Below are 24,967 nucleotides of genomic sequence, written 5' to 3'. Positions count from 1 at the left end.
ACTTGTACTGAAATACATGATTTTTTTAAGGGTTTAGCGATCTTTATTGGTAAATGTTTGGATAGCCTTCAGGTCTAGTTTTAAATCGTCTGTGAAACCACATGTATTGGGTGGGTGCAATGCGTAGTTGTTGCTCAATAATTTTGTTTACTCGAGTCGCATCTTCAAGCTCATTGTTTGAGGGCATTTGATCAAGCAGAGGTTCAATTAAAATTTTGTAACGAGGGTTCTTATCATCGCCATCACGGTAAAAATATAGCGGAATGGCGACCGCTTTAGAAATCTTTAGTAATCTGCGATGTGCGGTCACTGTTGCGGCAGGCTCACCAAAAAAAGGGGCCATGATACCTTGTTTTAGGCCAAAGTCCTGGTCTGGGCTATACCAAATGGCATCACCTGCTTTGAGGTGTTTAATCAGCCCTCGCATATCATCATGGTCAATTTGTGTTTTGTAGATGGTGGCACGACAACGATAAATTAACATGTCGAGCAGTGGGTTGTTTTGTGGTCTGTAGACGACATCGGGGCTAAAGTATTTTGAGCAAATATAGCCACCTGCATCAAGTAGGGTACTGTGTGTACCAAGGAGTAAAATACCTTGTCCATTTTTTTGTGCGTTTTCGATATGTTCTAAGCCTTCAATACTGACGCGACCTTTAAACCAATGGGGTTTATACCATGCATTAAGTGTTTCAAAAACGCCAAGCATCATGTCATGAAAGACCTGTTTGCTCTGCGCATACACTTGTTTTTCTGACCATTCAGGAAAGCATACTTTTAAATTGGTGATTGTCGTTTTTTTACGTGACTTAAGCAGACCCCAGCATAGATTTGCCAAAGTATGTGCAATGGAGCGTTGTATGAACCATGGTAAAATAGCAAGGAGCATGAGCAGTATAATAGATAACCAATTTAGCCAGTATTTGGGCTGTAAAAACTGGTAGTAAAATTTGCCAGGAATATACTGTGGACTAGGATTACTCATACGTAAAAAGGTCGATCTTTAGATAAAAACGATTGTAGTTTAACATGCCATCTTTGGGTTTTAATATGTTCGCTATCTATTCTAGATGGACCGTATAGTTTAACTGTAATTCATCAGCCACTTTGCCTCGAATGCCCCAATGTGAACGTGGGGTCTCAAAAATGGTGATTTCAATGTCTTGCGGTGAGATACCACATTGTTGTTGTATGTTATGAAAAATTGTTTTGATGAGTTGTTTTTTATGTACTTCGCTCCGTCCTTCAAACATAGATATTTCAATGATGGTGTAGTGCGATGAACGGTCATTTGGATAAATAAAGTTTTCACGACTCAGTGTAATAAAGCGTTGAAAGCGTTTGTCTTCTGGTAAGTTTAAACAACTCACTAAGGCATCATGAATGGCTTCAGAAAGCTTGTCTCTAAATTGGGTAATTGTATATTGTTCTGCATATATTTTAATGTGTGACATGTTAGACCTATTATTTTTATAGTGAATAACCCCAAACCATCATGTGTTGGTTTGGGGTAAATATTGCTTATTTATTATCTAAAGTGTCCCAACGCTCAATTTTTTCAAGCAGTTGTTCTTCAATTTCTGCAAGACGTTGGCTCGCAAGTGTTGCTGCGCCTGCATCTTTTACAAACCAAGAACCATCAGCCAATTTATCGGTCAATTCGGTTTGCTCTTTCTCTAGCTTCTCAATCTCTTGTGGTAGTTGTTCAAGCTCACGTTGATCTTTATAGCTCAGCTTGGTTTTTGGTGTCGTATTCGTTTTTTCAGCTTTCGGACTTTCTTTTTTTACTGCTGTTGGCGTCGTGCTTGGGCGCTGCGCCAAATAGTCTTGATAGCCACCAATGTATTCTTCAATACCGCCTTTACCATCAAAGACCCATGTTGATGTCACCACATTGTCCATAAATGCACGGTCATGGCTAATCAGAAGCAGTGTGCCTTTGTATTCACCTAACATGTCTTCAAGTAGCTCTAAAGTCACCATATCTAGGTCGTTGGTGGGTTCGTCCATTACAATCAAGTTAGATGGTTTTAGTAGTAGTTTTGCCAGTAAAACACGGTTTCTTTCACCACCTGAGAGTGCTTTTACAGGCGTGCGGGCACGTTCTGGTAGAAACAAAAAGTCTTGTAAGTAGCTTAAAATATGACGGCGTTGTCCGTTAACATCCACGAAGTCAGAGCCTTCCGACACGTTGTTAGCAACAGTGTTTTCTAGATCAAGTTGGTTACGTAGCTGATCGAAGTATGCAATTTCTAATTGCGTTCCAATTTTCACTTCACCTGTATGTGGTAAATCACCCAAAATAGCCTTAATGAGCGTTGTTTTACCTACACCATTGTCACCCACAAGGCCAATACGGTCGCCACGCATGACGACTGTTGAGAAGTTTTTAATTAGTGGTGTGTCATCATAGCTCACACTAATGTTGTCAATTTCAAAGACCAGTTTGCCTGAACGTTGGGCAGTTTGTACGCCCATATTGACTTTACCTTGCTGTGAACGTCTGGCTTTTGACTCATCTCGCAGTGCTTTGAGTGCACGTACACGACCTTCATTACGGGTACGTCGGGCTTTAACGCCTTGACGAATCCACGCTTCTTCTTCCGCTAATTTTTTATCAAATAAAGCATTTTGCTTTTCTTCTGCTTCCATTTGTTGTGCTTTGAGTTCGAGATAGCGTGTGTAGTTGCCTTCATAACTACGCAATGTACCACGGTCTAGCTCTACAATACGTGTGGCTAAGCGGTCTACAAATGAACGGTCATGTGAAATGAACAGGAGTGTAAGGTTGTTTTGTTCGAGTAAAAATTTCTCTAACCATTCAATACTTTCCACATCTAAGTGGTTGGTTGGCTCATCAAGGAGTAAAATATCTGGTTGCATGAGTAAGGCTCTTGCCAATAACACACGGCGTTTTCGTCCCCCAGATAAGTCAGCAAGGTCAGCTTCTGGGTCTAAGCCCATTTTTGCTAAAATGGTATTGACTTTGGTTTCTAATGACCAGCCGTCAAGCTGATCCATTTGATGTTGTAAATCTCCCATTCTTTCACATGCTTGCATGTCGCCAAGAACACACGCATCGCTCGCTTCATTGTATTTTCTTAAAATTTGAGCGACTTCACCTGCACCATCTGCCACAATGTCGGCCACTCGACCACTGTCCATAGGTACGTCTTGGGTGAGCATAGATACGGTCAGGCTGTTTTGTACTAAAACTTCGCCTTTATCAGGTTGCAAAGTACCTTCAATCAGTTTAAGTAAAGTAGATTTACCTTCACCATTACGACCAATTAAACATACTCGCTCGCCACGTTCTAAAGTAAAATGCGCGCCATCGAGGAGGGCAGGGCCACCAAATGCAAGTTGGACGTCCCTTAGTGTAATATAGGCCATAATGTTTCCTAAAGTTTTAAAATACAGGAGTGTGAAATGACAACACCAGTAAATGATGATTTTGGTTTATTGTCTGCACCCATTGAAGATTTGCAAGTGCGTATTGCATTTTTAGATGATTTGGTTGAGCAGTTAAATCAGCAGTTAGTCTGCCAGCATCAAGAAATCAGTGTGTTAAAAAAGCAAATGCAATTGTTGTATCAGCGTGTAGAAAATGCAGATTTATCGGAAGGGGTTGCGACATTTGACCCATTTACCAATAAACCACCGCACTACTAAATGCTGTTGCAAACTTGGCTATATTAGCATAGATATAGAGGTGTACTTTTTATAATAGATGAATAATTGGTAATGAATAAAATTTTACTCATCGATATTGAAAATTGTGGTCGAGCATTACATCAGTTACAGCATCAATTAAATGATTATGCGCAAGTTTATGTGGTATATGCCACGTCTAATGTCAATTTTTCTTTAGATGAGTTACATGATTTTTTGCCCTTTATACAAGCAGGTCGTTTTCATTTATTAAAAATGTCAAAGGCCGGTAAAGATGCTGCTGACTTTGGTTTAGCCTTTTGGGCGGGTAAATTGAGTCAGCAATATCATGCACAAGATGTTGTATTTGATATTGTATCGCACGATCATGCGATGTGTTATGTGTCGGAACTTTTACAGCGTCAAGGATTTGATGTAAACATTAAACATCAATTGGTTGAGCATGTGGAAGATGTGTTGTGGGTGAAACTATTACACACGTGGTCTAAAGTACAAAATAAACCAACCACATCTGAAGCATGTATAAACGCAATTTGTTCTTGGCTTAAAGTGGATCGCTTGCAGGCCGCGCAATTATTAAAACGATTGGTTACAGAAAAGTATTTTGTTCAATCACAAAAGGTTTCTCAAGTAAACGTGAAACCACATCTGCAATTTTTATATGAATATAGTTGTTATTTGGCCAAGCAAAAAAGTAAACCAGCAACAAAAACTGCACTACTCAATTCAATTAAAAACGTGATGAAAATAGATAAAGAGCAGACACTCATCGATCGGTTTAATTTGTTATGTAAGTATTGTATTGTGAATACAAATGATAAAAATAATAAAGTGCAGTACAACACAGATGTCATTTGTCGTTATGTACAACAAGAATTGTAATATTTTTCTGTTTAGATCAATACACATTATAAAAATATAAATAGGTATTGAAAATCTATCATTCAAGATTACTATACAGCACTATTGATTGCTGAAAGTTGTGTAAATGTGCACAATGCTTGCCTTTTTCATTCAGATTATGTAAACCTAATAGCAAGGTTTGTGGGAGATGGTTACGACCATGGGTCTTTGGATTACCTTAATTATTGTAGTATTTGTTGTAGGTTCAATATTTGGTGCACGTGTGAACCCGAGAGAAAAAGCATTGGGTGAGACGCGTGATAAGGCACGAAAAATGGGTCTTTACCCTCGGTTACTGCCTGCACCTGCATGGACAAAGATTGAAAAAGCAGCAGAAAATCGAGCCAGTATGGTAGCTTACTATAATGTATTGCTCCCACAAGCGAGATTACCGCTCATGCGGGCTTGTGTTGAAAATGGCATGTTTGTTGTGGTGCATGGCGCGGACAAATTTAAAGACCACCCCGTTCCATTAACAGGTGTTTATGCAGTAGATATGCAAGCCAACAGTATCGGGTTGTACTGGAACGAAGAGGCTGATCTGCATGGTACACAATTAGAACAGATGAAAACCTTTTTAATGTCTTTAGCAGACGTTTAATTTAGTAATAGGATACAAACAACACATGGCGAATGCTTCTACAACCACAGTGAAATCCACCACAGCAAAGACAGGCACCGTGGCTAAAAAACGTGCCTTAGTGATTGTGGAATCGCCTGCTAAAGCTAAAACTATTAATAAATATTTAGGTTCAGAATATATCGTTCGCTCATCTGTTGGGCATGTACGTGATTTACCGACAGGTGGTTCAGCAAAAACGACAGAGAAAAAACCTGCAACACGTACCAAGTTGACCGATGCACAAAAGCAAAAAAAAGCACAATTGGCGCTGGTTAATCGTATGGGAATCGACCCAGAGCATGATTGGAAAGCCCATTACGAAGTGCTACCGGGTAAAGAAAATGTAGTGTCTGAGCTTAAAAAACTCGCTGCACAGGCCGATGAAATCTATCTCGCAACCGATTTGGACCGTGAAGGTGAAGCGATCGCATGGCATTTAAGAGAAGTCATTGGTGGTGATGCATCGCGTTATCACCGCGTGGTCTTTAATGAAATTACTAAAAATGCCATTCAGGATGCTTTTAAAAAACCAACACGTTTAGACATAGACCGAGTGAATGCACAACAAGCACGTCGATTTTTAGACCGTGTGGTTGGTTTTATGATTTCGCCACTTTTGTGGGAGAAAATTGCCAGAGGACTTTCAGCAGGGCGTGTGCAATCGGTGGCTGTAAAATTGGTTGTAGAGCGTGAACGAGAAATTCGTGCATTTATTCCAGAAGAATATTGGCAAATTTTTGCAGATACGCAGTCTAAGAAAGACCCGATTCGTTTAGAAGCAGTGAAACACTTGGGTAAAACACTCAAGCTAAAAAATAAAGCAGATACAGATGCCATTTTAGACATACTTAAAACGGCAGATTTTACTGTTGCACAGCGTGAAGATAAACCCACTAAAGTTAATCCGAGTGCGCCTTATATCACCTCTACGTTACAGCAAGCAGCCAGTACACGACTTGGCTTTTCTGTAAAGAAAACCATGACCTTAGCACAGCGCTTGTATGAAGCGGGTTTCATTACCTATATGCGTACTGACTCGACTTTTTTAAGTGACGATGCGGTAAATATGGTACGTGGCCATATTACCGAACAATATGGTGATCAATATTTACCTGCACAGCCTAACCGTTATGGTAATAAAGCGGGGGCACAAGAAGCCCACGAAGCCATTCGTCCATCGAATGTAGCTTTAAAAGGTGATCAGTTAGCAGGTGCAGAGCGTGACGCACAGCGTTTATATGATTTAATTTGGCGTCAATTTGTAGCTTGTCAGATGACACCTGCACAATATCTATCGTCAACATTACACGTGAAAGCAGGTGATGTCGATTTAAAAGCCAAAGGCCGTACTTTGGTGTTTGATGGCTTCACTCGTGTACGTGGTGCCAATAAATCTGACGACGATATTTTATTGCCTGCGGTACAAGTGGGTGAAACACTTAAACTCGAACAACTTGATCCGAGCCAGCATTTTACGAAGCCACCTGCACGTTTTACTGAAGCTTCTTTGGTGAAAGAGCTTGAGAAAAAAGGCATTGGTCGACCATCAACTTATGCAGCTATTATTTCGACCATTCAAGATAGAGGATATGTCAAGCTTGAAAATCGTCGTCTGTTTGCTGAAAAAATGGGTGAGATTGTTACCGAACGATTGGGTGAAAGCTTTAGTAACCTCATGAACTATGCCTTTACAGCAGACTTAGAGGGTCAGCTTGATAAAGTTGCTGTGGGTGATCGTGACTGGAAAGAGCTACTGAATAGCTTTTACGGTGACTTTAAAACACGCCTAACTACAGCTCAGGGTGAAGAAGGCATGCGCCGTAATCAGCCTGTTGAAGTCGCAGAAGTACATTGTCCCGAGTGTGAACGTGCTATGCAAATTCGTACAGGAACAACGGGGGTGTTTTTAGGCTGTTCAGGCTATAACTTGCCACCGAAAGAACGTTGCAAAGGTACACTCAACCTTACACCTGTCGAGTCTTTGGCAATACTGTCTGATGATGAAGGGGCTGAAACAGCCGACCTCATGTCAAAAAGACGTTGTCCAAAGTGTAGTACAGCCATGGACAGCTATGTGGTCGATGGTGGACGTAAATTACATGTGTGTGGTAATAACCCAGACTGTGATGGTTTTGAAGTTGAAGAAGGCGAATTTAAAATCAAGGGTTACGATGGGCCAACCATTCCTTGTGATAAATGTGATGCTGAAATGCAACTCAAAACAGGCCGTTTTGGGCCATATTTTGCCTGTTTAAGTTGTGATAATACGCGCAAAGTGCTTAAAAATGGTCAACCCGCACCACCACGTGTAGACCCAATTAAAATGGAACATGTTCGTTCAGCCAAGCACGATGACTTTTTTGTACTGAGAGATGGTGCTGCAGGATTGTTTTTAGCAGCCAGTAAGTTTCCCAAAATACGCGAAACACGCACACCTAAAGTCAGTGAATTACGTACCGTTGCAGATCAGCTCGATGCTAAGTATCAATACCTTTTAGAAGCGCCTGATCAAGATCCAGAAGGCCAAGCGACAATTGTTCGTTTTAGTCGTAAAAATCAGACCCAATACATTGGTTCTGAGAATGCAGAAGGCAAATCAACAAAATGGAGCTTGATTTATAAAGACGGTCGTTGGGTTGAAGAGTAAGTGTCTTAAATAACATATTGAGAATAAGATCGTATGTGGAAAAAAGCTAGAATTGCGATCTTATTAGCAATTTTATTATATGTAGTGGTAGATGCATGGCGAGATCAAAATCAAAATTGGACTCGCCCTATTGCTGTATTGTTACATCCAATAAATGCTGATGGTACAGCAGAAACTCAAGCCTATATTCAGCAGTTACAACAGTATCAGTTTGGAGAAATTTCGAGTTACCTCAGACAAAGTGCGCAGCAATATGGGCAAAATACACATTTTTTAATGTTACTCGGACGACCATTGCAAGTGTTGCCGCCTACTGTACCGACACAGGGTGGTATTTGGCAAAGTATATGGTGGAGTCTGAAATTTCGTTACTATGCATGGCAACAACAGTCATCTGTAGACCCTACAGCGACAGTCGTACTATATTTAAATTATTACTCACCAAAAACACGGCAACGACTTGTGCACTCCACTGCTTTAGAGCGAGGGCGTATTGGTAGTGTGAATTTATTTTCAGATCCGCAGCAAAATGCACAAAATGAAGTCGTGATTGCACACGAGTTACTGCATGCATTTGGTGCAACAGATAAATATGATTTAAGTACAGGGCAACCGATTTACCCCAATGGTTATGCTGATTTACAACAACAGCCATTATTGCCACAACATATGGCAGAGCTCATGGCAGGTTATATTCCAATCACACCTCAGCAAAGTAAAATGCCACAAAATTTAGAGCAAACCAAAGTGGGTGCAGTGACTGCAAAAGAAATTGGCTGGGCTAAGTAAGTCACTGCTGTACAGCCCTCAGTAAGGAATACTACATGACATTAGAGCAGTTGTTGTCCGAATTAAATGAGCAACAGCGTATGGCTGTTACAACAGATCAAGCTCACTGTTTAGTATTGGCTGGTGCAGGCTGCGGTAAAACAAAAACGATTATTTCACGTGCAGCATATTTAATTGCTCAAGGCTTACCTGCAAGAAATGTACAAATTTTGACATTTACTCGTAGAGCAGCCAGTGAAATTGTCACACGTGTTGAGCAATATTTAGGGGAGAGTGCTCAAGGACTACGAGCTTCTACTTTTCATACATTTTGTATTTCCTTATTACGCCGTCATAGTAAAGCATTAGGTTTGGGGCAATTTACAGTGATTGACCGCGATGACCAAGTGATGATATTTCGTTTACTGCGTGGTAAAGGAAAAGATAATGCACTGCCCAAAGCTGCGCAGCTGTGTGATATTTATTCTTTTGCTCGGAATACACGCTGTAAGCTTTCAGAAGCCATTGAAAAATTATTACCAGAAGTCATCAATCAGAAACAACAGATTGCTGAAGTAATGAAAGCATATGAAGTGCGTAAGCATCGTAGTGGTTTTTTTGATTATGATGATATTTTGGCAGTGGTTGCCACACACTTACATCAGTCACCTGCATTTTTAGCATCGGTTGTACAACAGCATCATGTGTTTTTAGTGGATGAAATGCAAGATACCAACCCCTTACAATGGGCGATACTGGAGCCTTTGATTAGCCATTCTCAAATTTTTTGTGTGGGTGATGATGCTCAGTCTATTTATGGCTTTAGAGGTGCAGATTTTGAAAATATTCATCGATTTAAAAGCCATGTCCCCAATGCTACGGTGTATAAACTCGAAAAGAACTATCGTTCCACACAACAAATTTTAGATGTTTCAAATTGGTTGTTAGGGCAAAGTGAGATTGCATATAATAAATCTTTAGTTGCCCATCGCAAAACTCAGAGTACGCCACAATTTCATTTATTTAGTAACGAATTTGAAGAAGCCAGTTGGATTGCTCAAGATATCTATACACGACATCATGATAATAATACATCATGGCATGAGCACATGGTACTTGTGCGTTCAGCATATGCGGCACGCCATATTGAACGTGCTTTCATTGCTATGTCTATTCCTTATCGATTTATTGGTGGGGCAAAGTTATTAGAGTCGGCACATGTTAAAGATGTATTGAGTATGCTCAGAGTGGTAATTAATGTTAAAGATGATATTGCTTGGATGCGCTTTTTAACTTTATGGAATGGTATTGGTGATGTTGGTGCGAGTAAAATTGCGCTACACATGAACACGTATACGAGTTTAACCGAATGTTGCGACTATCTTGCCTCTAAGGTTAACAAAATTCCGACTCAAGCGGTTGATGGTTTAAGGCAACTAGCAGATCTCACTACGCAGGTTGAAACTTGTATGGTTTTGGCTGTAGGGTTATTAACGGCGCAACTTGAAGAAAAATATCAACAAGATTGGTCAAAACGCCAAAAAGACTTTAAGTTAGTAGAGCAACTGGCAAGCAAGCATCAACATCTCGCCCAGTTTTTAGAAGAATATGTACTTGAGCCAATTTCTATTGCAGATGTAAAGCAAGCCATTGTTGAAGATATTGTGACACTTACCACGATCCATTCAGCCAAAGGCTTAGAAGAAAATGTATGTTATGTGCCTCATTTATCAGTGGGTTTTTATCCACATGCGCGGACACAGGGTGATTTTGATGCCGTTGAAGAAGAGCGCCGTGTTTTGTATGTTGCTCTAACACGTGCAAGACATGAGCTGATTTTGACTAAACATGAATCTGTGAGTTGGAGTTATGATCTGCAAGATGATCAAGGTCGTCATGTGAGTGGTTATTTTTTAAATGATTTTCCGAGTGATTTGGTTGATGTTAAAGTGCATCAACGAACATCTATGAATCATGGTTTGCAAAAAGCATCTGCAAATGGTGTAAAAAAAATCTCATTTGACTTAGATTTAGATTAAACTGCACCGCTATTTTTCGAGATCTGCTTTGTCAGTCTCAAGCAAATTGAGTGAATGATATGAAAATTTTAGTACGTAATTTAGAACGATCAGTGACAGAAGCTGAGCTTCGTGAGTTATTTCTTCCTTTTGGTGAAGTAGAAGCATGCGCTGTGGTCTTAGATCAAGCCACTGGAAAATCAAAAGGCTTTGGTTTTGTAGAAATGCCTCATGGTCGTGATGCTGTAAAAGCCATTAAAGGCTTGAATACTTTAAGAGTGAAAGGCATTGGTATACGTGTAAAGGCTGCTACTGAATAACATTTGCACAAATTATACGTATTTGAGGAGTAGTTATGTCTAGAGTGGCACGTTATCATGCAGACCGTACCAACCAAAAATTGTATTTTGCACGGTTAGGCTGTGTGCAGGCAGAAACACTATGTGACAATATACAGCAAGCCCAAGGCCATAAAGAAGCTGTTGTATTCCATTTGCAAGGTGCTGTTTTAGCATTTTTGCAAGAGTTGGTGCGTTATTATCGTTTACCAGACATACAACCTACACTCCAATCTATTGAACAAAAAATGGCTGAAAAAGGGCAGGTATCTCCTGAAATCTCAGTACTCAAACAACTTTCAAAAGATGGTTTCTTGGCTGAATTAAATCATGCTTATCGTATGTGTCAATATAGTCCAGAGCCAACTCAGCCACAGGCAGAGCAAGATACATCATCACATTTGATTATTAAAGTTACCCAAGGTCCGCAATCTTGGTTGCCCGATACGACAATCTTAAGGGATTGGTATCAGCAATTGATGCATCTGATTAATGGCTTTCGAGATGAAATGGTTGAGTTCTAATCATAAAATAATGCAAATACGCACTTGAAATTTTACTTTTGATCCCAGATATAGGTTAGTCTAAGGCTTAAGCAATGCACCGGTAATCACGGTGTACTAGGAGGTGAAATGTCTATTCAACAGCAACTCAAAGAACTTTTTGGTAGTCAAGAGGCTGTGCTTGAGTTAGTACAACTTGAAAGCGGAGAGCTTGCGTTACGTAATGCAGACTCGGAAAAAGCGCCTCTGATGACAATTCAATTTAATGACGAAGTTAAAGCTATACTTGGCGATCAAGCAGGTAGTGTGGCGCAAAATATGGTGCAAGCTGCGCTCTTTAGTTTGCTTGAAAAACAAATGAATCAAATCAATGCTGAAATTGTCGATGAACAACCACAATACTTTAGCTAATGATGTAAAAAATGCGCCTTTATAGCGCATTTTTTACATGCTTATATTAAATTTTAATGGCCTTTTTGGTGGGCTGCATCAATATGTTTTAAAATATATTGGCTCATATTTATTGCCATTTGCTCTTTTGCATAAAACACCTGACCTACATCATCTGTACGAATGACTTCAGCTTCTTCTTTATTTTCAGCACATAATAGTACTTCAATTGCTGGATTCAACTGTTTTGAAATATCTACAATACGGTGAATATCTAAAATATCCATGGGTGAAATGACTACTAATCGTGCATGTTGAATGTGTGCTTGAATGAGTACACTTGGTTCGGTTGCAACACCACACACAGCAGCAATATCTTTATCTCGTAAGTCTTCAACAATCTCTCGATTCTCTTCAGCAATCACGACTTTAATATGTTGCTCTATCAATTTTTGTGTAATACGGCGCCCAACTTCACCATAACCAATCATGACCACTTGATCACGTAAATAGTTTTGATCAACGGCATCTGGCAACATTGCGAGAGGATCGCTGCTGCGTTCAAGTAAGCGAGCTAAAGATGAACGGCCACGAATCCATTGTTGCACAGGTTCTATCGCAGTAAACATAAATGAGTTGAGTGTAATTGAAAACAATGCACCTGCTAAAATCAAGTTTTGTGCTTCAGTCGTGAGTAGACCTAAAGAGATACCAAGGGCGGCCAAAATAAAAGAAAACTCTCCAATTTGTGCCAAACTTGCTCCGACGGTGAGTGCTGTATTGAGTGGATAGCGAAAAAATAACACCAATGCCATGGCCGCAATTGTTTTTCCCGCCACAATAATGGCAACAACAGCTAAAATATGTAGTGGTTTTTCAATTAAAATATGTGGGTCAAAGAGCATACCAACAGAAACAAAGAATAAAATGGCAAAAATTTCACGTAATGGTAGGGTTTCCTCTTCAGCACGATGACAAAAGTCAGACTCTTTTACTACCATACCCGCGAAAAATGCTCCAAGTGCCATAGATACACCAAATACAGCGTAAGCACCGTAAGCGATTGATACAGCACAAGCCACCACTGTGAGGGTAAATAACTCTCTTGAACCAAGTCGTGCTACAAATTGCATAATTGCAGGAATTAAACGTTTACCAATAATGAGCATGAACGCAATAAAGCCACTGACTTTAAGTAGTGTGATTAAAATCGTGAGCCAAATGGCATGTTGAGGTCCGTGGGTATCTATATGTTTACCACCGAGTAAAACTGAAATTGCAGGGAGTAATACCAACACAATAACCATCATGAGGTCTTCGACCAATAACCAACCGACCGCAATTTTGCCATTGACTGAAGAAAGTAATCCTTTATCGCCTAGCGCTTTGAGTAACACCACTGTACTTGCACAAGATAAACATAACCCGAAGACTAATGCGCTTCCAAATGGCCATCCCCACAACATAGAAACTGTAATGCCAAGTAAAGTGGCCACAGTAATTTGCAAGATGGCACCAGGTAAAGCAATTCTTTTGACTTCAAGTAAATCTTTTAATGAAAAGTGCATACCTACACCAAACATTAGAAACATCACACCAAGCTCAGCCAATTGGTTGGCAAGTGATACATCTCCAACCATACCCGGTGTATTAGGGCTAATAATAATCCCTGCAATTAAATAACCAACCAAAGGGGGTAGCCTTAGCCGTGCAGCAAGATATCCAAAAACAAGTGCAAGACCAAAACCAATCGCGAGTAATATAATTAGATCAACATCATGTGGCACAAGCTGACTCCCCAAAAACTGACACAATAAAAAGCTAAAAATGATGATATATAGAAGTGTAATATAAAAGGCAAAAAAAACGACCCCAAAAGGAGTCGTTTTTAAAAAAACTAAAATTATTTGATTTTAGCTTCTTTGAAAATTACGTGTTGACGGATTTTTGGATCAAACTTTTTGATTTCCATTTTTTCCGGCATTGTACGTTTGTTCTTCGTAGTCGTGTAGAAATAACCTGTACCCGCAGAAGAAACTAGGCGAATTTTGTCACGCATTGCAATGACTCCTTAGATCTTTTGGCCTTGAGCACGAAGATCTGCTACAACCTTTTCAATGCCCTTTTTGTCGATAATACGCATACCTTTAGTGGTTAAACGAAGACGTACGAAACGCTTTTCGCTTTCTAACCAAAAACGGTGGTGATGCAGGTTCGGCTCGAACCGGCGCTTGGTTTTGTTGTTTGCGTGTGAGACGTTGTTACCAACGACTGGACGCTTGCCGGTAACTTGGCAAACCTTAGACATGGTGGAACTCCATTGATTTAGCCAACAGCAAACCTGTGGCCAGTCATAAAACAAACAGATTGAATTTATTCAAGGGGCGTTTTATATCAAAAATGCGATTAAAAGACAAGCATATTTGTATAAAATGGCAGATTATCTAGTGCAATAGCTCATGCCTTAACCATTTTAAAATGGTGAGCAGTAAGAAAATTAAATCTAGATATATCTGTCTACATGTATGGGAGATATTTTGTATAAAAAATAAACGAAAAGCCATACTTAACCCGATTTGGGGGTCATTTTAAATAGAAATGCACAATTGGAGCAAGTATATTTTATTGAGAAATCAATAATTGTAGCAAAATCAAACTATTCTTATACGATCTTTATGAGATCATTTGGGTTGGTGGTTTACTGTATTATATTTTAGAGTAAATATTCTAGATAAAACTATGAAAATTGACCATAATAGACCATCTGCTTTTAACGTGTGTGGTTTGGGTTGTGTTGAAGAAAAAAACATCAAAAACAAAACAACGTATCTTAGATACTAGCTTAGTATTATTTAACGAGCAAGGTGAGCGAGCAGTCACGACGAATCATATTGCAGCTGCTTTGCAAATGAGTCCTGGTAACTTATATTATCACTATAATAATAAACAAGAAATTATTAAAGCACTCACAGAGCAATATCAGCAACAGACCCTAGCAATGCTTGCATTGCCAACAGACCGTGCTGTGACTGCAAATGATAAAATTATTTATTTCAAAGCATTGAGTGAGCAGTTGTGGAGTTATCGTTTCTTACATCGAGATGTTTATGGTCTAGTAGAGAAAGATCAGCATTTTAATCAAGAGTATGCGCAATTTGCGAGTAATATTATGCAACGAGTGCAGGTGTTATATCAGGCATTTATTCATGAAGGCCTTATGAAAATGTCAGCGACAGAAATGGAAGCTTTAATTATTAATGTTTGGATTATTTTAACCAATTGGACTAACTTTTTATTTATGTCTGGACATTTAAATGGCCATAACCACTCGCAAGAAAAATGGTCTTTATTTGCTTTACGTCAGTTGGTTTTACTAGAGTCTCCTTACTTGATTGGAGAGAGTAGACAAACCTATGAACATCTATTGGTATCAATGGAAGAATCAAATCTATTTGCGAAGGTCTCTCAATCTTCATGAAAATGCTATGCGTGCGAAAATCAGATGCGTATAATCAGTGCAATTTTAAATTGAAGAAGTGATATATCACCCTATGAATACGACCACGACAAATACAGCCCGTTTATTGATTACCTGTGAAGATAAGGCCGGTATTGTTCAGGCTGTATCTAGTTTTTTATATCATCAAGGTGCAAATATTACTGCGTTAGATCAATATGCAACAGAGGCTCAAGGTGGCCGCTACTTCATGCGTGTTGAATTTGAGATTGAACATTTGCAGACCAAAAAAGATGGCCTTGTAGAAACTTTTCAAGCGAATGTTGCAGGGCGTTATGACATGCAGTGGCGTTTGGCCTGTGTAAGTGATCTTAAAAAAGTAGGTATTTTGGTTTCACGTGTAGATCATGCTTTACTTGAATTGTTATGGCGCCATGCACGTGGCTTGCTTCCATGTGAAATTACTCATGTTGTTTCAAATCATGACACATTAAAAGTTGCAGTAGAGCAGTTTGGTATTCCTTTTACAGTTGTAGCTGTAAATAAAGACAATAAAGTCGAAGCAGAAGCAGAAATTCACAAAATTATGCAAGGGAATGATTTGCTTGTATTGGCACGTTATATGCAGATTTTAAGTGCCGACTTTGTCGAAAAGTGGCCAATGCAGGTCATTAACATTCATCATTCATTTTTACCTGCATTTGTGGGTGCAAATCCATATAAACAAGCCTATGAAAAAGGCGTGAAGCTGATTGGTGCAACAGCACATTATGTCACTGCTGATTTAGATCAAGGGCCAATTATTGAGCAAGATGTCGAACGTGTAAGCCATGAGTACAGCGTAGAACAGTTGCGTGAATTGGGTCAAGATGTCGAGCGTAATGTGCTTGCTAGAGCGGTAAGAAGTCACTTAGAAGATCGAATCATTGTCGATGGGCACAAAACGGTAGTATTTTAAGCCAGCATTTAATAAAAAAGCCTATATTCAGTACTTATGAATATAGGCTTTTTTTAATCTTCAATATCTTTTTCAGAGACTTCAGGAATCTCAGAGACATCAATGTCTTCTGTTTTTTGCTCAAGCGTGAAGTGCAGACGACCCGCCATTACAGATGCAAGCTCTTCTAATCCTTGTTTATTTAAAGATGAGAACAGTTGAATAGAGAAATCAAGCTTCATTTTCTTTAAATGATTTTTAACCTCAATAAGTACTTTATTTGCTGGGCCGCGATTCAGTTTATCTGCTTTTGTGAGTAAAATATGTACAAAGAGATGGCGTGAATATGCCCATTCAAGCATCATTAAATCAAAGTGCTGTAACGGGTGTCGAATATCCATAAGAAGCACTAGGCCTTGTAAGCTTTGTCGCTCAATCAGATAGTGTTCTAACTCTTTTTGCCAAACTCTTTTCATTTCTTCAGGGACGGCAGCATAACCGTAACCAGGTAAATCGACTAGGCGCTGATCGGGGTTACCTAAACTAAAGAAGTTAAGCATTTGTGTGCGACCAGGTCGTTTAGAGGCACGAGCCAATTGACGCTGATTGGTGAGTGCATTAATTGCACTTGATTTTCCAGCATTAGAACGCCCTGCAAACGCAATTTCATAGCCTGTATCTTCAACGCATAAGCTGAGTTTAGGTGCGCTCATTAAGAAAGTGGCTTTGCGTAACCAATTTAAGCTTTGTGTTGCATATACTGTTAATGCCGGATCTACCTCTTTTTCGTAACTAATTTTTTGCTTAGGTGCAAGTTTCGCTTTAGTGTCTTTAGATTTGGCATAACGATGCATATGTATTTCACAGCAAATAACAATTTAGTCATTAGTATAAACAAATAAATGATGCACTGCGAATTTCATTCAATACAACGATAGAAATTGTTCATGTAAGTGATTACGATGATCCTGTAATGATTTATACCATATTATTTAAGTTGGCTTTATTTTTGCAGTTAGATTTTTAACAATCTATTTTATGTATATGAGAACAACAATGAAGCAAAATTTGAGAGTACACTGCTTTCAACATACTGCTTGTGATAATTTAAACAGCTGTCGTGAGTTATTGCTTACGCACCACGCTCAAGTCAGTACCACAGAGTTTTTTGCACTACCCACTGAAATTGCTTTAGATATAGAAGCCTTGCCTAACATTCAAGATGTTGATTTACTTATTGTTATGGGAGGTAAGATTCATGCTGAAGATGAAGCAAATTACCCTTGGTTGAAGATTGAAAAGCGTTGGATTCGTCGTTATATTGCTTTAAAAAAGCCAGTGTTGGGTTTGTGTGTTGGTGGGCAAATTATTGCCAGTGCGCTAGGCGCACCTGTATTAAAGAATGAAAGGTATACAATGAGTTGGAATAGGGTGCAAAGTGTTGCTAATTTACCCAATGATTGCTTTAAAATGCCCCAAGAAATGCATGTCATGTCATTGAGTCAAGATATTTCTGCCTTACCTAAGGGTGCAATTTCTTTAGCAACAAACGAAAATTTTCAGAATTCGTGTTACCAAATTGGTCGAAATATTTTGGGTTTTCAGTTCTCTTTAGAAATCACTCAAGATGGTTTGACTGAGTTTTTGGACGAAGCAGAGAATATCTTTGATACGGAACAGTCATTTATTCAGCTTAAAAATGCACCTAAAGATTATTTTTTGAACAGTCATCGTGTTTTAGAGCAAGCAATAGAATATGTGTTGCAACCGTAGTCCAGTTTTTGGCATGACTATACATAAAAGAGTAATCTATCCTAAAAATAATTTGCTTAATCTGTAAACAGTCGTTATAATAAAGCACCTTCAATTCGAAGGGCAGTGTCTTAATTTAGATTACTGTATCGTTACAGTCATGGCATCGATCATGACCTTAGTGATTTTCACTACCCTTGACACTTACCAATAGGTGAGGTGCGTCATGGGTGATTCTTTATATATTTTGGCTTGGAGTTTACTGGTATGTCTAACCAGAGAATCCGTATCCGTCTTAAGTCTTTTGATCATCGTCTGATTGATCAATCTGCTCAAGAGATCGTAGAAACAGCTAAGCGTACTGGTGCACAAGTGTGTGGTCCAATCCCGATGCCTACTCGCATCGAACGCTTCAACGTTCTGACTTCACCGCATGTGAATAAAGATGCGCGTGATCAATACGAAATACGCACCTACAAACGTTTGATCGACATCGTTCAACCAACAGACAAAACTGTTGATGCATTGATGAAATTAGATCTTGCAGCTGGTGTTGATGTTCAGATCGCATTGGGATAAGGCTTGTCGGTTGATTAACTTAAGTTAATTAAGCCGCATTTTAAGAGGTTTACACACATGGCTATTGGTTTAGTCGGTCGTAAATGCGGTATGACCCGTATTTTTACAGAAGCCGGTGTTTCTGTGCCTGTTACAGTGATTGAAGTGGATGCGAACCGCATTACTCAAATCAAAACACTTGAAACTGATGGTTATCAAGCTGTTCAAGTAACAACTGGCGAACGCCGTGAGTCGCGCGTAACAAAGGCTCAAAAAGGTCATTTTGCAAAAGCTGGTGTTTCAGCTGGTCGTTTAGTGAAAGAATTCCGTGCTACGGAAGCTGAACTAGAAGGTCGTGAAGTTGGTGGAACAATCGGTGTGGATTTGTTTACAGTAGGTCAAGTTGTTGACATTACTGGACAATCTAAAGGTAAAGGTTTCCAAGGTGGTGTTAAGCGTTGGAACTTCCGTACGCAAGATGCAACACACGGTAACTCACTATCTCACCGTGCACTTGGTTCAACAGGTCAAAACCAAACACCTGGACGCGTATTTAAAGGCAAGAAAATGCCTGGTCACTTAGGTGATGCTCGCGTAACAGTTCAAGGTCTTGAAGTTGTTTCAATCGATGCAGAGCGTTCAATTCTTGTTGTTAAGGGTGCAATTCCTGGTTCAACAGGTGGTGACGTTGTTGTTCGTCCTACGATCAAGGCTTGAGGGGAAATAACGTGAATTTAAAAACTGTTTCCGGTTCTGCTGTTGAATTGTCTGAAGTTGCTTTTGGTCGTGAATTTAACGAAGCACTTGTACACCAAGTTGTTACTGCTTATTTAGCAGGTGGTCGTCAAGGTTCTCGCGCTCAAAAATCACGTGGTGAAGTATCTGGTGGTGGTATTAAACCATTCCGTCAAAAAGGTACTGGCCGTGCACGTGCAGGCTCAATTCGTAGCCCAATCTGGGTTGGTGGTGGTAAGACTTTTGCTGCTCGTCCACAAGATTGGTCTCAAAAAGTTAACCGTAAAATGTATCGCGGTGCGATGCAATGTATTCTTGCTGAGTTAGTTCGTCAAGAGCGCTTAGTACTTGTTGAAGACGTTCAGGTTTCTGCGCCTAAAACAAAAGAATTACTTGCAAAGCTAAACGAATTAAATGCACCACGTGCATTAATCGTTACTGATGCTGTAGATGAGAACTTGTATCTTGCAGCACGCAACTTGCCACATGTAGATGTGATTGATTCAGCGACAATTGATCCTGTAAGTCTAATCGCTTTTGATAAAGTTGTGATGTCTGTAGCTGCTGCTAAGAAAATTGAGGTAGAACTCGGATGAATAACGAACGTATCTATCAAATCCTTCGTGGACCAGTATTCTCAGAGAAAGCACAAGTTTTAGGCGAAACAGCAGGCGTTCAAGTATTTAAAGTAGATATTAATGCTACTAAACTTGAAGTTAAAAAAGCTGTAGAGCAACTATTTGGTGTTGAAGTTGTGAAAGTAAATACAACGATCACTAAAGGTAAAACAAAACGCTTTGGTAAAACATTAGGACGTCGTTCTGATGTTAAAAAAGCATACGTCACCCTGAAAGCTGGCCAAGATGTTGAAATGGCTGACTTGGGCGATACCGCTGAAACCACAGCGGAATAAGGACGAGAATTATGCCTATTCAAAAATGTAAGCCAACGTCTCCAGGACGTCGCTTTGTAGAAAAAGTGGTTCATGACCACCTATACAAAGGTCGCCCTTTTGCCGCATTGGTAGAAAGTAAAAAAAGAACAGGTGGTCGTAATAATAACGGTCATATTACTACTCGCCATGTTGGTGGTGGTCATAAACAAAACTATCGTATTGTTGACTTTAAGCGCAATAAAGATAGTGTTCCTGCAACTGTAGAACGTATTGAATACGATCCTAACCGTACAGCGCATATTGCTTTGTTAGTATATGCTGATGGTGAGCGTCGTTATATCATTGCACCTAAAGGCCTACGCGCTGGTGATAAAGTACAATCTGGTAACGATGCTCCAATTCGTCCAGGTAACTGCTTGCCACTTCGCAACATGCCAATCGGTTCAACGCTACACAATATTGAACTTAAAATCGGTAAAGGTGCTCAGTTAGCACGTTCTGCTGGTACTTCTGTTCAGTTATTGGGTCGTGACGGTTCTTATGCAATCCTTCGTCTACGTTCAGGTGAAATGCGTAAAGTTCATGTTGAATGTCGTGCTGTAATCGGTGAAGTGTCTAACCAAGAAAGTAACTTACGTTCACTTGGTAAAGCTGGTGCTTCTCGTTGGCGTGGTGTTCGTCCTACCGTACGTGGTATGGCTATGAACCCAGTAGATCACCCACACGGTGGTGGTGAAGGGCGTAACAAGGGTATTCAACCTGTGAGCCCATGGGGTCAAAAAGCTAAAGGGTACAAAACACGTACCAATAAGCGTACGACTAAGATGATTATTCGCGACCGTCGCGTTAAGTAACAAGTAAAGGAATCTGACAAATGCCTCGTTCATTGAAAAAAGGCCCATTCGTCGATGCGCACTTGTTCGCTAAGATTGAAGTGGCTGTTGCAAGTAATTCACGCAAGCCGATCAAAACTTGGTCTCGTCGTTCGATGATCCTCCCAGACTTTGTTGGTTTAACAATTTCTGTTCACAATGGTCGTAACCATGTTCCAGTGATTGTCTCTGAGCATATGGTTGGTCATAAACTCGGTGAATTTGCGCCAACTCGTACCTATCGTGGTCACGGTGTTGACAAGAAGTCTAAACGTTAAGGGTGCTATGATGGAAGTTACTGCAAAATTACGCGGTGCCGCTATCTCGGCACAAAAAACACGTTTGGTTGCTGATCAAGTCCGTGGTAAATCGATTGCTCGTGCATTAGATATCTTAAACTTTAGCAATAAAAAAGCTGCTGTTTTTGTTAAAAAAGCACTAGAATCTGCGATTGCAAATGCTGAACACAATAACAATTTAGATGTTGATGACCTTAAAGTTTCAACAATCTATGTTGATGAAGGTGTGAGCTTGAAGCGTATTATGCCACGTGCGAAAGGTCGTGCAGATCGCATTACTAAGCGTACTTGTCACATCACTGTTAAGGTAGGAGTTTGATATGGGTCAGAAGGTTCATCCAATCGGTATCCGCCTAGGTGTTGTGAAACGTCATAACGCTAACTGGTATGCGAGTCCGAAACAATATTCTGAATATTTACTAAAAGATCTTCAAGTTCGTGAGTTTTTAACGAAGAAGTTGAAGAGTGCAATGGTAAGTAATATTCTTATCGAACGTCCAACGGGTGCAGCTAAAATAACAATTAGCACAGCTCGTCCTGGTATCGTTATTGGTAAGAAAGGCGAAGACATTGAGAAATTACAACGTGAGCTTACCTCAATCATGGGTATGCCAGCACAAGTAAGTATCAATGAAATCGAACGCCCAGACTTAGATGCGAAACTTGTTGCTGAAGCGATTGCTTCTCAGTTAGAAAAGCGTGTGATGTTCCGTCGTGCAATGAAGCGTGCGGTACAAAACTCTATGCGTGCTGGTGCTAAGGGTATCAAAGTCGAAGTTTCTGGCCGTCTTGGTGGTGCAGAAATTGCACGTACTGAATGGTATCGTGAGGGTCGTGTGCCTTTACATACACTTCGTGCGGATATTGACTATGCATCTGTACGTGCTGAAACAACTTACGGTACGATCGGCGTTAAAGTATGGGTCTTCCGTGGTGAGATTCTAGGTGGCATGAAACAAGTCATGAACCCTGCACCACAAGAAGAGCGTCCAGCGAAACGTGGTCGCGGTCGTGAAGGTCAAGAGCGTCGTGGTCGTCGCAATGATCGTTCTGCTGCTAAGGGAGAATAATTCATGTTGCAACCTAAACGTACAAAATTTCGTAAAGTGCAAAAAGGCCGTAACACTGGTCTAGCACATCGCGGTAGTACTGTATCTTTTGGTACAATTGCGCTTAAGTCAGTTGAACGTGGTCGTATGACTGCACGTCAAATTGAAGCTGCTCGTCGTACTATTAGCCGTCGTGTTAAACGTGGTGGTAAAATCTTCATTCGTGTATTCCCAGACAAACCAATTACTCAAAAGCCTCTTGAAGTGCGTATGGGTAAAGGTAAAGGTAGTGTGGAATACTGGGTTTGTGAAATCAAACCAGGTAAGATTCTTTACGAGATGGAAGGTGTAAGCGAAGAATTAGCGCGTGAAGCATTTGCTTTAGCTGCTGCTAAACTTCCGTTTAAAACTGCTATCGTGAATCGGACGGTAATGTAATGAAAACTAAAGATCTACGTGAAAAATCGGTAGAAGAGTTGAAAGCTGTGCTTGATGAAACTCAGCTAAACCAATTCCGTCTTCGTATGGCTAAAGCAACTGGTCAATTGGGTAAAACGCACGAAGTGCCTGTTACTCGTAAAACTATTGCTCGTATTAAGACACTCCTTACCGAAAAAGAGGGGAACGGACAATGAATGAAAAAACAGTCCGCACGTTGACTGGTAAAGTCGTAAGCGACAAAATGGAAAAATCTATTGTTGTGCTTATTGAACGCCAAGTTCAACACCCGTTGTATGGCAAATCAATCCGCCGTTCAACAAAATTACACGCTCATGATGAGAACAATGTTGCTAAGATTGGCGACACTGTGACCATTAAAGAAAGCCGCCCAGTATCTAAAACTAAAGCTTGGGCTTTAGTTGAAGTTGTTGAAGCAGCTGCTGAGTAATTAGACGTTCTTGTTGCATCATCGGTTGATTTCGAGTACGCTATGCGTCTTTCGAAATTGTGACCGGTGATGCTCGGTTTTGGAGTAGGGCAATGATTCAAACCGAAACGATGCTTGACGTAGCAGACAACAGTGGTGCACGCCGCGTACAGTGTATTAAAGTACTGGGTGGTTCACACCGTCGTTATGCTTCAGTTGGCGATATTATTAAAGTTACTGTAAAAGAAGCAATCCCGCGTGGCCGTGTTAAAAAAGGTGACGTGATGAATGCAGTTGTTGTGCGTACAAAATTTGGTACTCGTCGTCCAGATGGATCAGTGATCCGTTTTGATGATAATGCTGCAGTTTTGTTAAACAATAACAAAGCACCGATTGCAACTCGTATCTTTGGACCAGTGACTCGTGAACTTCGTACTGAACAGTTTATGAAAATTATTTCATTAGCTCCAGAAGTTCTATAAAGAGGCGATCATGGCTAAAATCAGAAAAGGCGATCAAATTATTGTGATCGCAGGTAAAGAGAAAGGCAAACAAGGTACTGTTTTGTCTGTTTCTAATGACCGTATTAAGGTTGAAGGCCTTAATTTGGTGAAGAAGCACCAAAAACCTAATAAAGCAACAGGCGCCGAAGGCGGTATTGTTACTCAAGAGGCGGCGCTTCATATCTCTAATGTGGCAATTTTAAATGCTACAACCCAAAAAGCTGACCGTATTGGTTACCAATTTGATGAAAACAACACAAAAACTCGTGTATATAAATCAAATGGTGAATCAGTGGCGGTAGCAAAGTAATAGGTTGAAAAAGGCAATGGCCAGACTTAAAACACGTTACAACGAAGAGCTCAAGGCAAAGTTAAGAGAAGAACTTGGTCTAGCAAACGTAATGCAAATTCCACGCATTACAAAAATTACACTGAATATGGGTGTTGGTGCTGCAGCAGCTGATAAGAAATTATTAGATGGTGCACTTTCTGATATGCAACTTATTGCTGGTCAGAAGCCTGTACTTACACTTGCTCGTAAATCAATCGCTGGTTTTAAAATCCGTGATGGTTGGCCAATCGGATGTAAAGTTACATTACGTGGCGAGCAAATGTATGAGTTCTTAGACCGTTTGATCTCTATTGCAATCCCTCGTATCCGTGACTTCCGTGGTTTTTCTTCAAAATCATTTGATGGTCGTGGTAACTATTCAATGGGTTTGAAAGAGCAAATCGTTTTTCCTGAAATCGATTTTGATAAGATTGATCGTATTCGTGGTATGGATATTACTATTACTACGACTGCTCGCACCGATGACGAAGGCCGTGCGCTTATGCGTACATTCGGCTTCCCGTTCAAATAAGAGGTCGATATGGCTAAGAAAGGTATGATTAATCGCGAATTAAAGCGCGAAAAAACAGTTACTAAATTTGCTGCAAAACGTGCTGAATTAAAAGCAGTGATTGCAAATGCAAATGCAAGTGACGAAGAACGTTTCGAGGCAATGCTAAAATTACAAGCGTTGCCACGTAATGCATCTCCTGTACGTCTTCGCAACCGTTGTGGTTTAACTGGTCGCCCTCATGGTTACTTCCGTAAATTCGGCTTAAGCCGTAATAAATTACGTGAAACAGTAATGCAAGGTGATGTACCGGGCGTTGTGAAAGCTAGCTGGTAAGGG

33 protein-coding genes and 1 pseudogene are annotated in these 24,967 nt (G+C 40.1%); 27 read left to right on the top strand and 7 right to left on the bottom strand.

Annotation, left to right across the window (positions count from 1 at the left end; all coding sequences use genetic code 11):
• Positions 1 to 43: 43 nt before the first annotated feature.
• The 3 genes from BLS38_RS08330 to BLS38_RS08320 all read right to left on the bottom strand — a co-directional run bounded on the left by BLS38_RS08330 (position 44) and on the right by BLS38_RS08320 (position 3,393).
• A complete protein-coding gene (locus BLS38_RS08330; RefSeq protein ID WP_092748530.1) occupies positions 44 to 985 on the bottom strand; it encodes an LpxL/LpxP family acyltransferase in 942 nt (313 codons plus the stop codon).
• Positions 986 to 1,061: 76 nt separating this feature from the next.
• Entirely contained in the window at positions 1,062 to 1,454 is a 393-nt protein-coding gene (locus BLS38_RS08325) for a tautomerase family protein (RefSeq protein WP_092748528.1), read from the bottom strand.
• A 67-nt stretch (positions 1,455 to 1,521) separates the two neighbouring features.
• Positions 1,522 to 3,393 carry an ATP-binding cassette domain-containing protein gene (locus BLS38_RS08320; protein ID WP_092748526.1) on the bottom strand — a complete coding sequence of 624 codons (1,872 nt, stop codon included), beginning with the start codon at positions 3,391 to 3,393 and terminating at the stop codon, positions 1,522 to 1,524.
• A gap of 36 nt (positions 3,394 to 3,429) precedes the next feature.
• On the opposite strand from BLS38_RS08320, the gene BLS38_RS08315 reads away from it, so the two are divergent.
• The 9 genes from BLS38_RS08315 to BLS38_RS08275 all read left to right on the top strand — a co-directional run bounded on the left by BLS38_RS08315 (position 3,430) and on the right by BLS38_RS08275 (position 11,882).
• Positions 3,430 to 3,672: a SlyX family protein gene (locus BLS38_RS08315; protein ID WP_092748524.1), complete on the top strand. Its 243-nt coding sequence runs from the start codon at positions 3,430 to 3,432 to the stop codon at positions 3,670 to 3,672.
• A gap of 72 nt (positions 3,673 to 3,744) precedes the next feature.
• The gene (locus tag BLS38_RS08310) at positions 3,745 to 4,554 is read left to right on the top strand and encodes a PIN domain-containing protein (RefSeq protein ID WP_092748522.1); all 810 of its coding nucleotides are present in this window, start codon (positions 3,745 to 3,747) and stop codon (positions 4,552 to 4,554) included.
• Positions 4,555 to 4,723: 169 nt separating this feature from the next.
• On the top strand, positions 4,724 to 5,176 hold the full coding sequence (locus BLS38_RS08305; RefSeq protein WP_171258557.1) for an ammonium transporter: 453 nt from the start codon (positions 4,724 to 4,726) through the stop codon (positions 5,174 to 5,176).
• Positions 5,177 to 5,201: 25 nt separating this feature from the next.
• Positions 5,202 to 7,844: a type I DNA topoisomerase gene (gene topA / locus BLS38_RS08300; protein WP_092748520.1), complete on the top strand. Its 2,643-nt coding sequence runs from the start codon at positions 5,202 to 5,204 to the stop codon at positions 7,842 to 7,844.
• 33 nt (positions 7,845 to 7,877) lie between these two features.
• The gene (locus BLS38_RS08295) at positions 7,878 to 8,633 is read left to right on the top strand and encodes a hypothetical protein (protein ID WP_092748518.1); all 756 of its coding nucleotides are present in this window, start codon (positions 7,878 to 7,880) and stop codon (positions 8,631 to 8,633) included.
• 35 nt (positions 8,634 to 8,668) lie between these two features.
• Entirely contained in the window at positions 8,669 to 10,651 is a 1,983-nt protein-coding gene (locus BLS38_RS08290) for an ATP-dependent helicase (protein ID WP_092748516.1), read from the top strand.
• 59 nt (positions 10,652 to 10,710) lie between these two features.
• Positions 10,711 to 10,950: an RNA recognition motif domain-containing protein gene (locus tag BLS38_RS08285; protein WP_092748514.1), complete on the top strand. Its 240-nt coding sequence runs from the start codon at positions 10,711 to 10,713 to the stop codon at positions 10,948 to 10,950.
• Positions 10,951 to 10,985: 35 nt separating this feature from the next.
• Positions 10,986 to 11,492 (top strand): DUF6586 family protein, encoded by a 507-nt coding sequence (locus tag BLS38_RS08280; RefSeq protein WP_092748512.1) that lies wholly within the window; start codon positions 10,986 to 10,988, stop codon positions 11,490 to 11,492.
• Between the two features lie 108 nt (positions 11,493 to 11,600).
• Complete coding sequence (locus tag BLS38_RS08275) at positions 11,601 to 11,882, top strand: hypothetical protein (protein WP_092748510.1); 282 nt, start codon at positions 11,601 to 11,603, stop codon at positions 11,880 to 11,882.
• Between the two features lie 53 nt (positions 11,883 to 11,935).
• On the opposite strand, the gene BLS38_RS08270 is transcribed toward BLS38_RS08275, so the two are convergent.
• From BLS38_RS08270 to rpmB, 3 genes are all read right to left on the bottom strand, one after another.
• Positions 11,936 to 13,648, bottom strand: a complete 1,713-nt coding sequence (locus BLS38_RS08270; protein ID WP_092748755.1) for a cation:proton antiporter — start codon at positions 13,646 to 13,648, stop codon at positions 11,936 to 11,938.
• Positions 13,649 to 13,764: 116 nt separating this feature from the next.
• On the bottom strand, positions 13,765 to 13,920 hold the full coding sequence (rpmG, locus tag BLS38_RS08265) for a 50S ribosomal protein L33 (RefSeq protein ID WP_001205031.1): 156 nt from the start codon (positions 13,918 to 13,920) through the stop codon (positions 13,765 to 13,767).
• 12 nt (positions 13,921 to 13,932) lie between these two features.
• Entirely contained in the window at positions 13,933 to 14,169 is a 237-nt protein-coding gene (gene rpmB / locus BLS38_RS08260) for a 50S ribosomal protein L28 (protein ID WP_092748508.1), read from the bottom strand.
• Between the two features lie 483 nt (positions 14,170 to 14,652).
• Between rpmB and BLS38_RS08255 the strand changes: the two genes are divergently transcribed.
• Entirely contained in the window at positions 14,653 to 15,339 is a 687-nt protein-coding gene (locus BLS38_RS08255) for a TetR/AcrR family transcriptional regulator (protein WP_092748753.1), read from the top strand.
• A gap of 73 nt (positions 15,340 to 15,412) precedes the next feature.
• Positions 15,413 to 16,276, top strand: a complete 864-nt coding sequence (gene purU / locus BLS38_RS08250; RefSeq protein WP_092748506.1) for a formyltetrahydrofolate deformylase — start codon at positions 15,413 to 15,415, stop codon at positions 16,274 to 16,276.
• A 53-nt stretch (positions 16,277 to 16,329) separates the two neighbouring features.
• Here the strand turns inward: purU and yihA are convergent, their stop codons facing one another.
• A complete protein-coding gene (gene yihA, locus BLS38_RS08245; protein ID WP_092748504.1) occupies positions 16,330 to 17,109 on the bottom strand; it encodes a ribosome biogenesis GTP-binding protein YihA/YsxC in 780 nt (259 codons plus the stop codon).
• Positions 17,110 to 17,311: 202 nt separating this feature from the next.
• Here yihA and BLS38_RS08240 point away from each other — a divergent pair, with 202 nt between their 5' ends.
• From BLS38_RS08240 to rpsN, 16 genes and pseudogenes are all read left to right on the top strand, one after another.
• The gene (locus BLS38_RS08240; protein WP_092748502.1) at positions 17,312 to 18,028 is read left to right on the top strand and encodes a type 1 glutamine amidotransferase; all 717 of its coding nucleotides are present in this window, start codon (positions 17,312 to 17,314) and stop codon (positions 18,026 to 18,028) included.
• 246 nt (positions 18,029 to 18,274) lie between these two features.
• Positions 18,275 to 18,586 carry a 30S ribosomal protein S10 gene (gene rpsJ, locus BLS38_RS08235; RefSeq protein WP_000070912.1) on the top strand — a complete coding sequence of 104 codons (312 nt, stop codon included), beginning with the start codon at positions 18,275 to 18,277 and terminating at the stop codon, positions 18,584 to 18,586.
• A 57-nt stretch (positions 18,587 to 18,643) separates the two neighbouring features.
• Positions 18,644 to 19,282 carry a 50S ribosomal protein L3 gene (gene rplC / locus BLS38_RS08230; RefSeq protein ID WP_092748500.1) on the top strand — a complete coding sequence of 213 codons (639 nt, stop codon included), beginning with the start codon at positions 18,644 to 18,646 and terminating at the stop codon, positions 19,280 to 19,282.
• A gap of 11 nt (positions 19,283 to 19,293) precedes the next feature.
• Entirely contained in the window at positions 19,294 to 19,896 is a 603-nt protein-coding gene (rplD, locus tag BLS38_RS08225) for a 50S ribosomal protein L4 (RefSeq protein ID WP_092748498.1), read from the top strand.
• Positions 19,893 to 20,213: a 50S ribosomal protein L23 gene (rplW, locus tag BLS38_RS08220; RefSeq protein WP_092748496.1), complete on the top strand. Its 321-nt coding sequence runs from the start codon at positions 19,893 to 19,895 to the stop codon at positions 20,211 to 20,213. The genes rplD and rplW overlap by 4 nt, the downstream gene beginning before the upstream one ends.
• A gap of 11 nt (positions 20,214 to 20,224) precedes the next feature.
• Positions 20,225 to 21,049 carry a 50S ribosomal protein L2 gene (gene rplB, locus BLS38_RS08215; RefSeq protein WP_092748494.1) on the top strand — a complete coding sequence of 275 codons (825 nt, stop codon included), beginning with the start codon at positions 20,225 to 20,227 and terminating at the stop codon, positions 21,047 to 21,049.
• Between the two features lie 20 nt (positions 21,050 to 21,069).
• Entirely contained in the window at positions 21,070 to 21,345 is a 276-nt protein-coding gene (gene rpsS, locus BLS38_RS08210) for a 30S ribosomal protein S19 (RefSeq protein ID WP_092748492.1), read from the top strand.
• A 10-nt stretch (positions 21,346 to 21,355) separates the two neighbouring features.
• The gene (gene rplV, locus BLS38_RS08205; protein ID WP_092748490.1) at positions 21,356 to 21,685 is read left to right on the top strand and encodes a 50S ribosomal protein L22; all 330 of its coding nucleotides are present in this window, start codon (positions 21,356 to 21,358) and stop codon (positions 21,683 to 21,685) included.
• Position 21,686: 1 nt separating this feature from the next.
• A pseudogene (rpsC, locus tag BLS38_RS08200) lies at positions 21,687 to 22,500 on the top strand (30S ribosomal protein S3).
• Positions 22,440 to 22,853, top strand: coding sequence for a 50S ribosomal protein L16 (gene rplP / locus BLS38_RS08195; protein ID WP_092748486.1), 414 nt, complete (start codon positions 22,440 to 22,442; stop codon positions 22,851 to 22,853). Before rpsC ends, rplP begins: the two are co-directional and overlap by 61 nt.
• Positions 22,853 to 23,050: a 50S ribosomal protein L29 gene (rpmC, locus tag BLS38_RS08190; protein WP_092748484.1), complete on the top strand. Its 198-nt coding sequence runs from the start codon at positions 22,853 to 22,855 to the stop codon at positions 23,048 to 23,050. The genes rplP and rpmC overlap by 1 nt, the downstream gene beginning before the upstream one ends.
• Complete coding sequence (rpsQ, locus tag BLS38_RS08185; RefSeq protein WP_092748482.1) at positions 23,047 to 23,304, top strand: 30S ribosomal protein S17; 258 nt, start codon at positions 23,047 to 23,049, stop codon at positions 23,302 to 23,304. Before rpmC ends, rpsQ begins: the two co-directional genes overlap by 4 nt.
• Positions 23,305 to 23,396: 92 nt before the next feature.
• Positions 23,397 to 23,765 carry a 50S ribosomal protein L14 gene (rplN, locus tag BLS38_RS08180; protein ID WP_092748480.1) on the top strand — a complete coding sequence of 123 codons (369 nt, stop codon included), beginning with the start codon at positions 23,397 to 23,399 and terminating at the stop codon, positions 23,763 to 23,765.
• A 10-nt stretch (positions 23,766 to 23,775) separates the two neighbouring features.
• On the top strand, positions 23,776 to 24,096 hold the full coding sequence (rplX, locus tag BLS38_RS08175) for a 50S ribosomal protein L24 (protein ID WP_092748478.1): 321 nt from the start codon (positions 23,776 to 23,778) through the stop codon (positions 24,094 to 24,096).
• Between the two features lie 16 nt (positions 24,097 to 24,112).
• The gene (gene rplE / locus BLS38_RS08170) at positions 24,113 to 24,649 is read left to right on the top strand and encodes a 50S ribosomal protein L5 (protein ID WP_092748476.1); all 537 of its coding nucleotides are present in this window, start codon (positions 24,113 to 24,115) and stop codon (positions 24,647 to 24,649) included.
• A 9-nt stretch (positions 24,650 to 24,658) separates the two neighbouring features.
• Positions 24,659 to 24,964, top strand: coding sequence for a 30S ribosomal protein S14 (rpsN, locus tag BLS38_RS08165; RefSeq protein WP_092748473.1), 306 nt, complete (start codon positions 24,659 to 24,661; stop codon positions 24,962 to 24,964).
• Positions 24,965 to 24,967: the final 3 nt, after the last annotated feature.

It is taken from the genome of Acinetobacter boissieri (assembly GCF_900096955.1).
GTDB classification, from domain to species: domain Bacteria; phylum Pseudomonadota; class Gammaproteobacteria; order Pseudomonadales; family Moraxellaceae; genus Acinetobacter; species Acinetobacter boissieri.
This window is presented reverse-complemented; position numbering and strand designations above follow the sequence as displayed.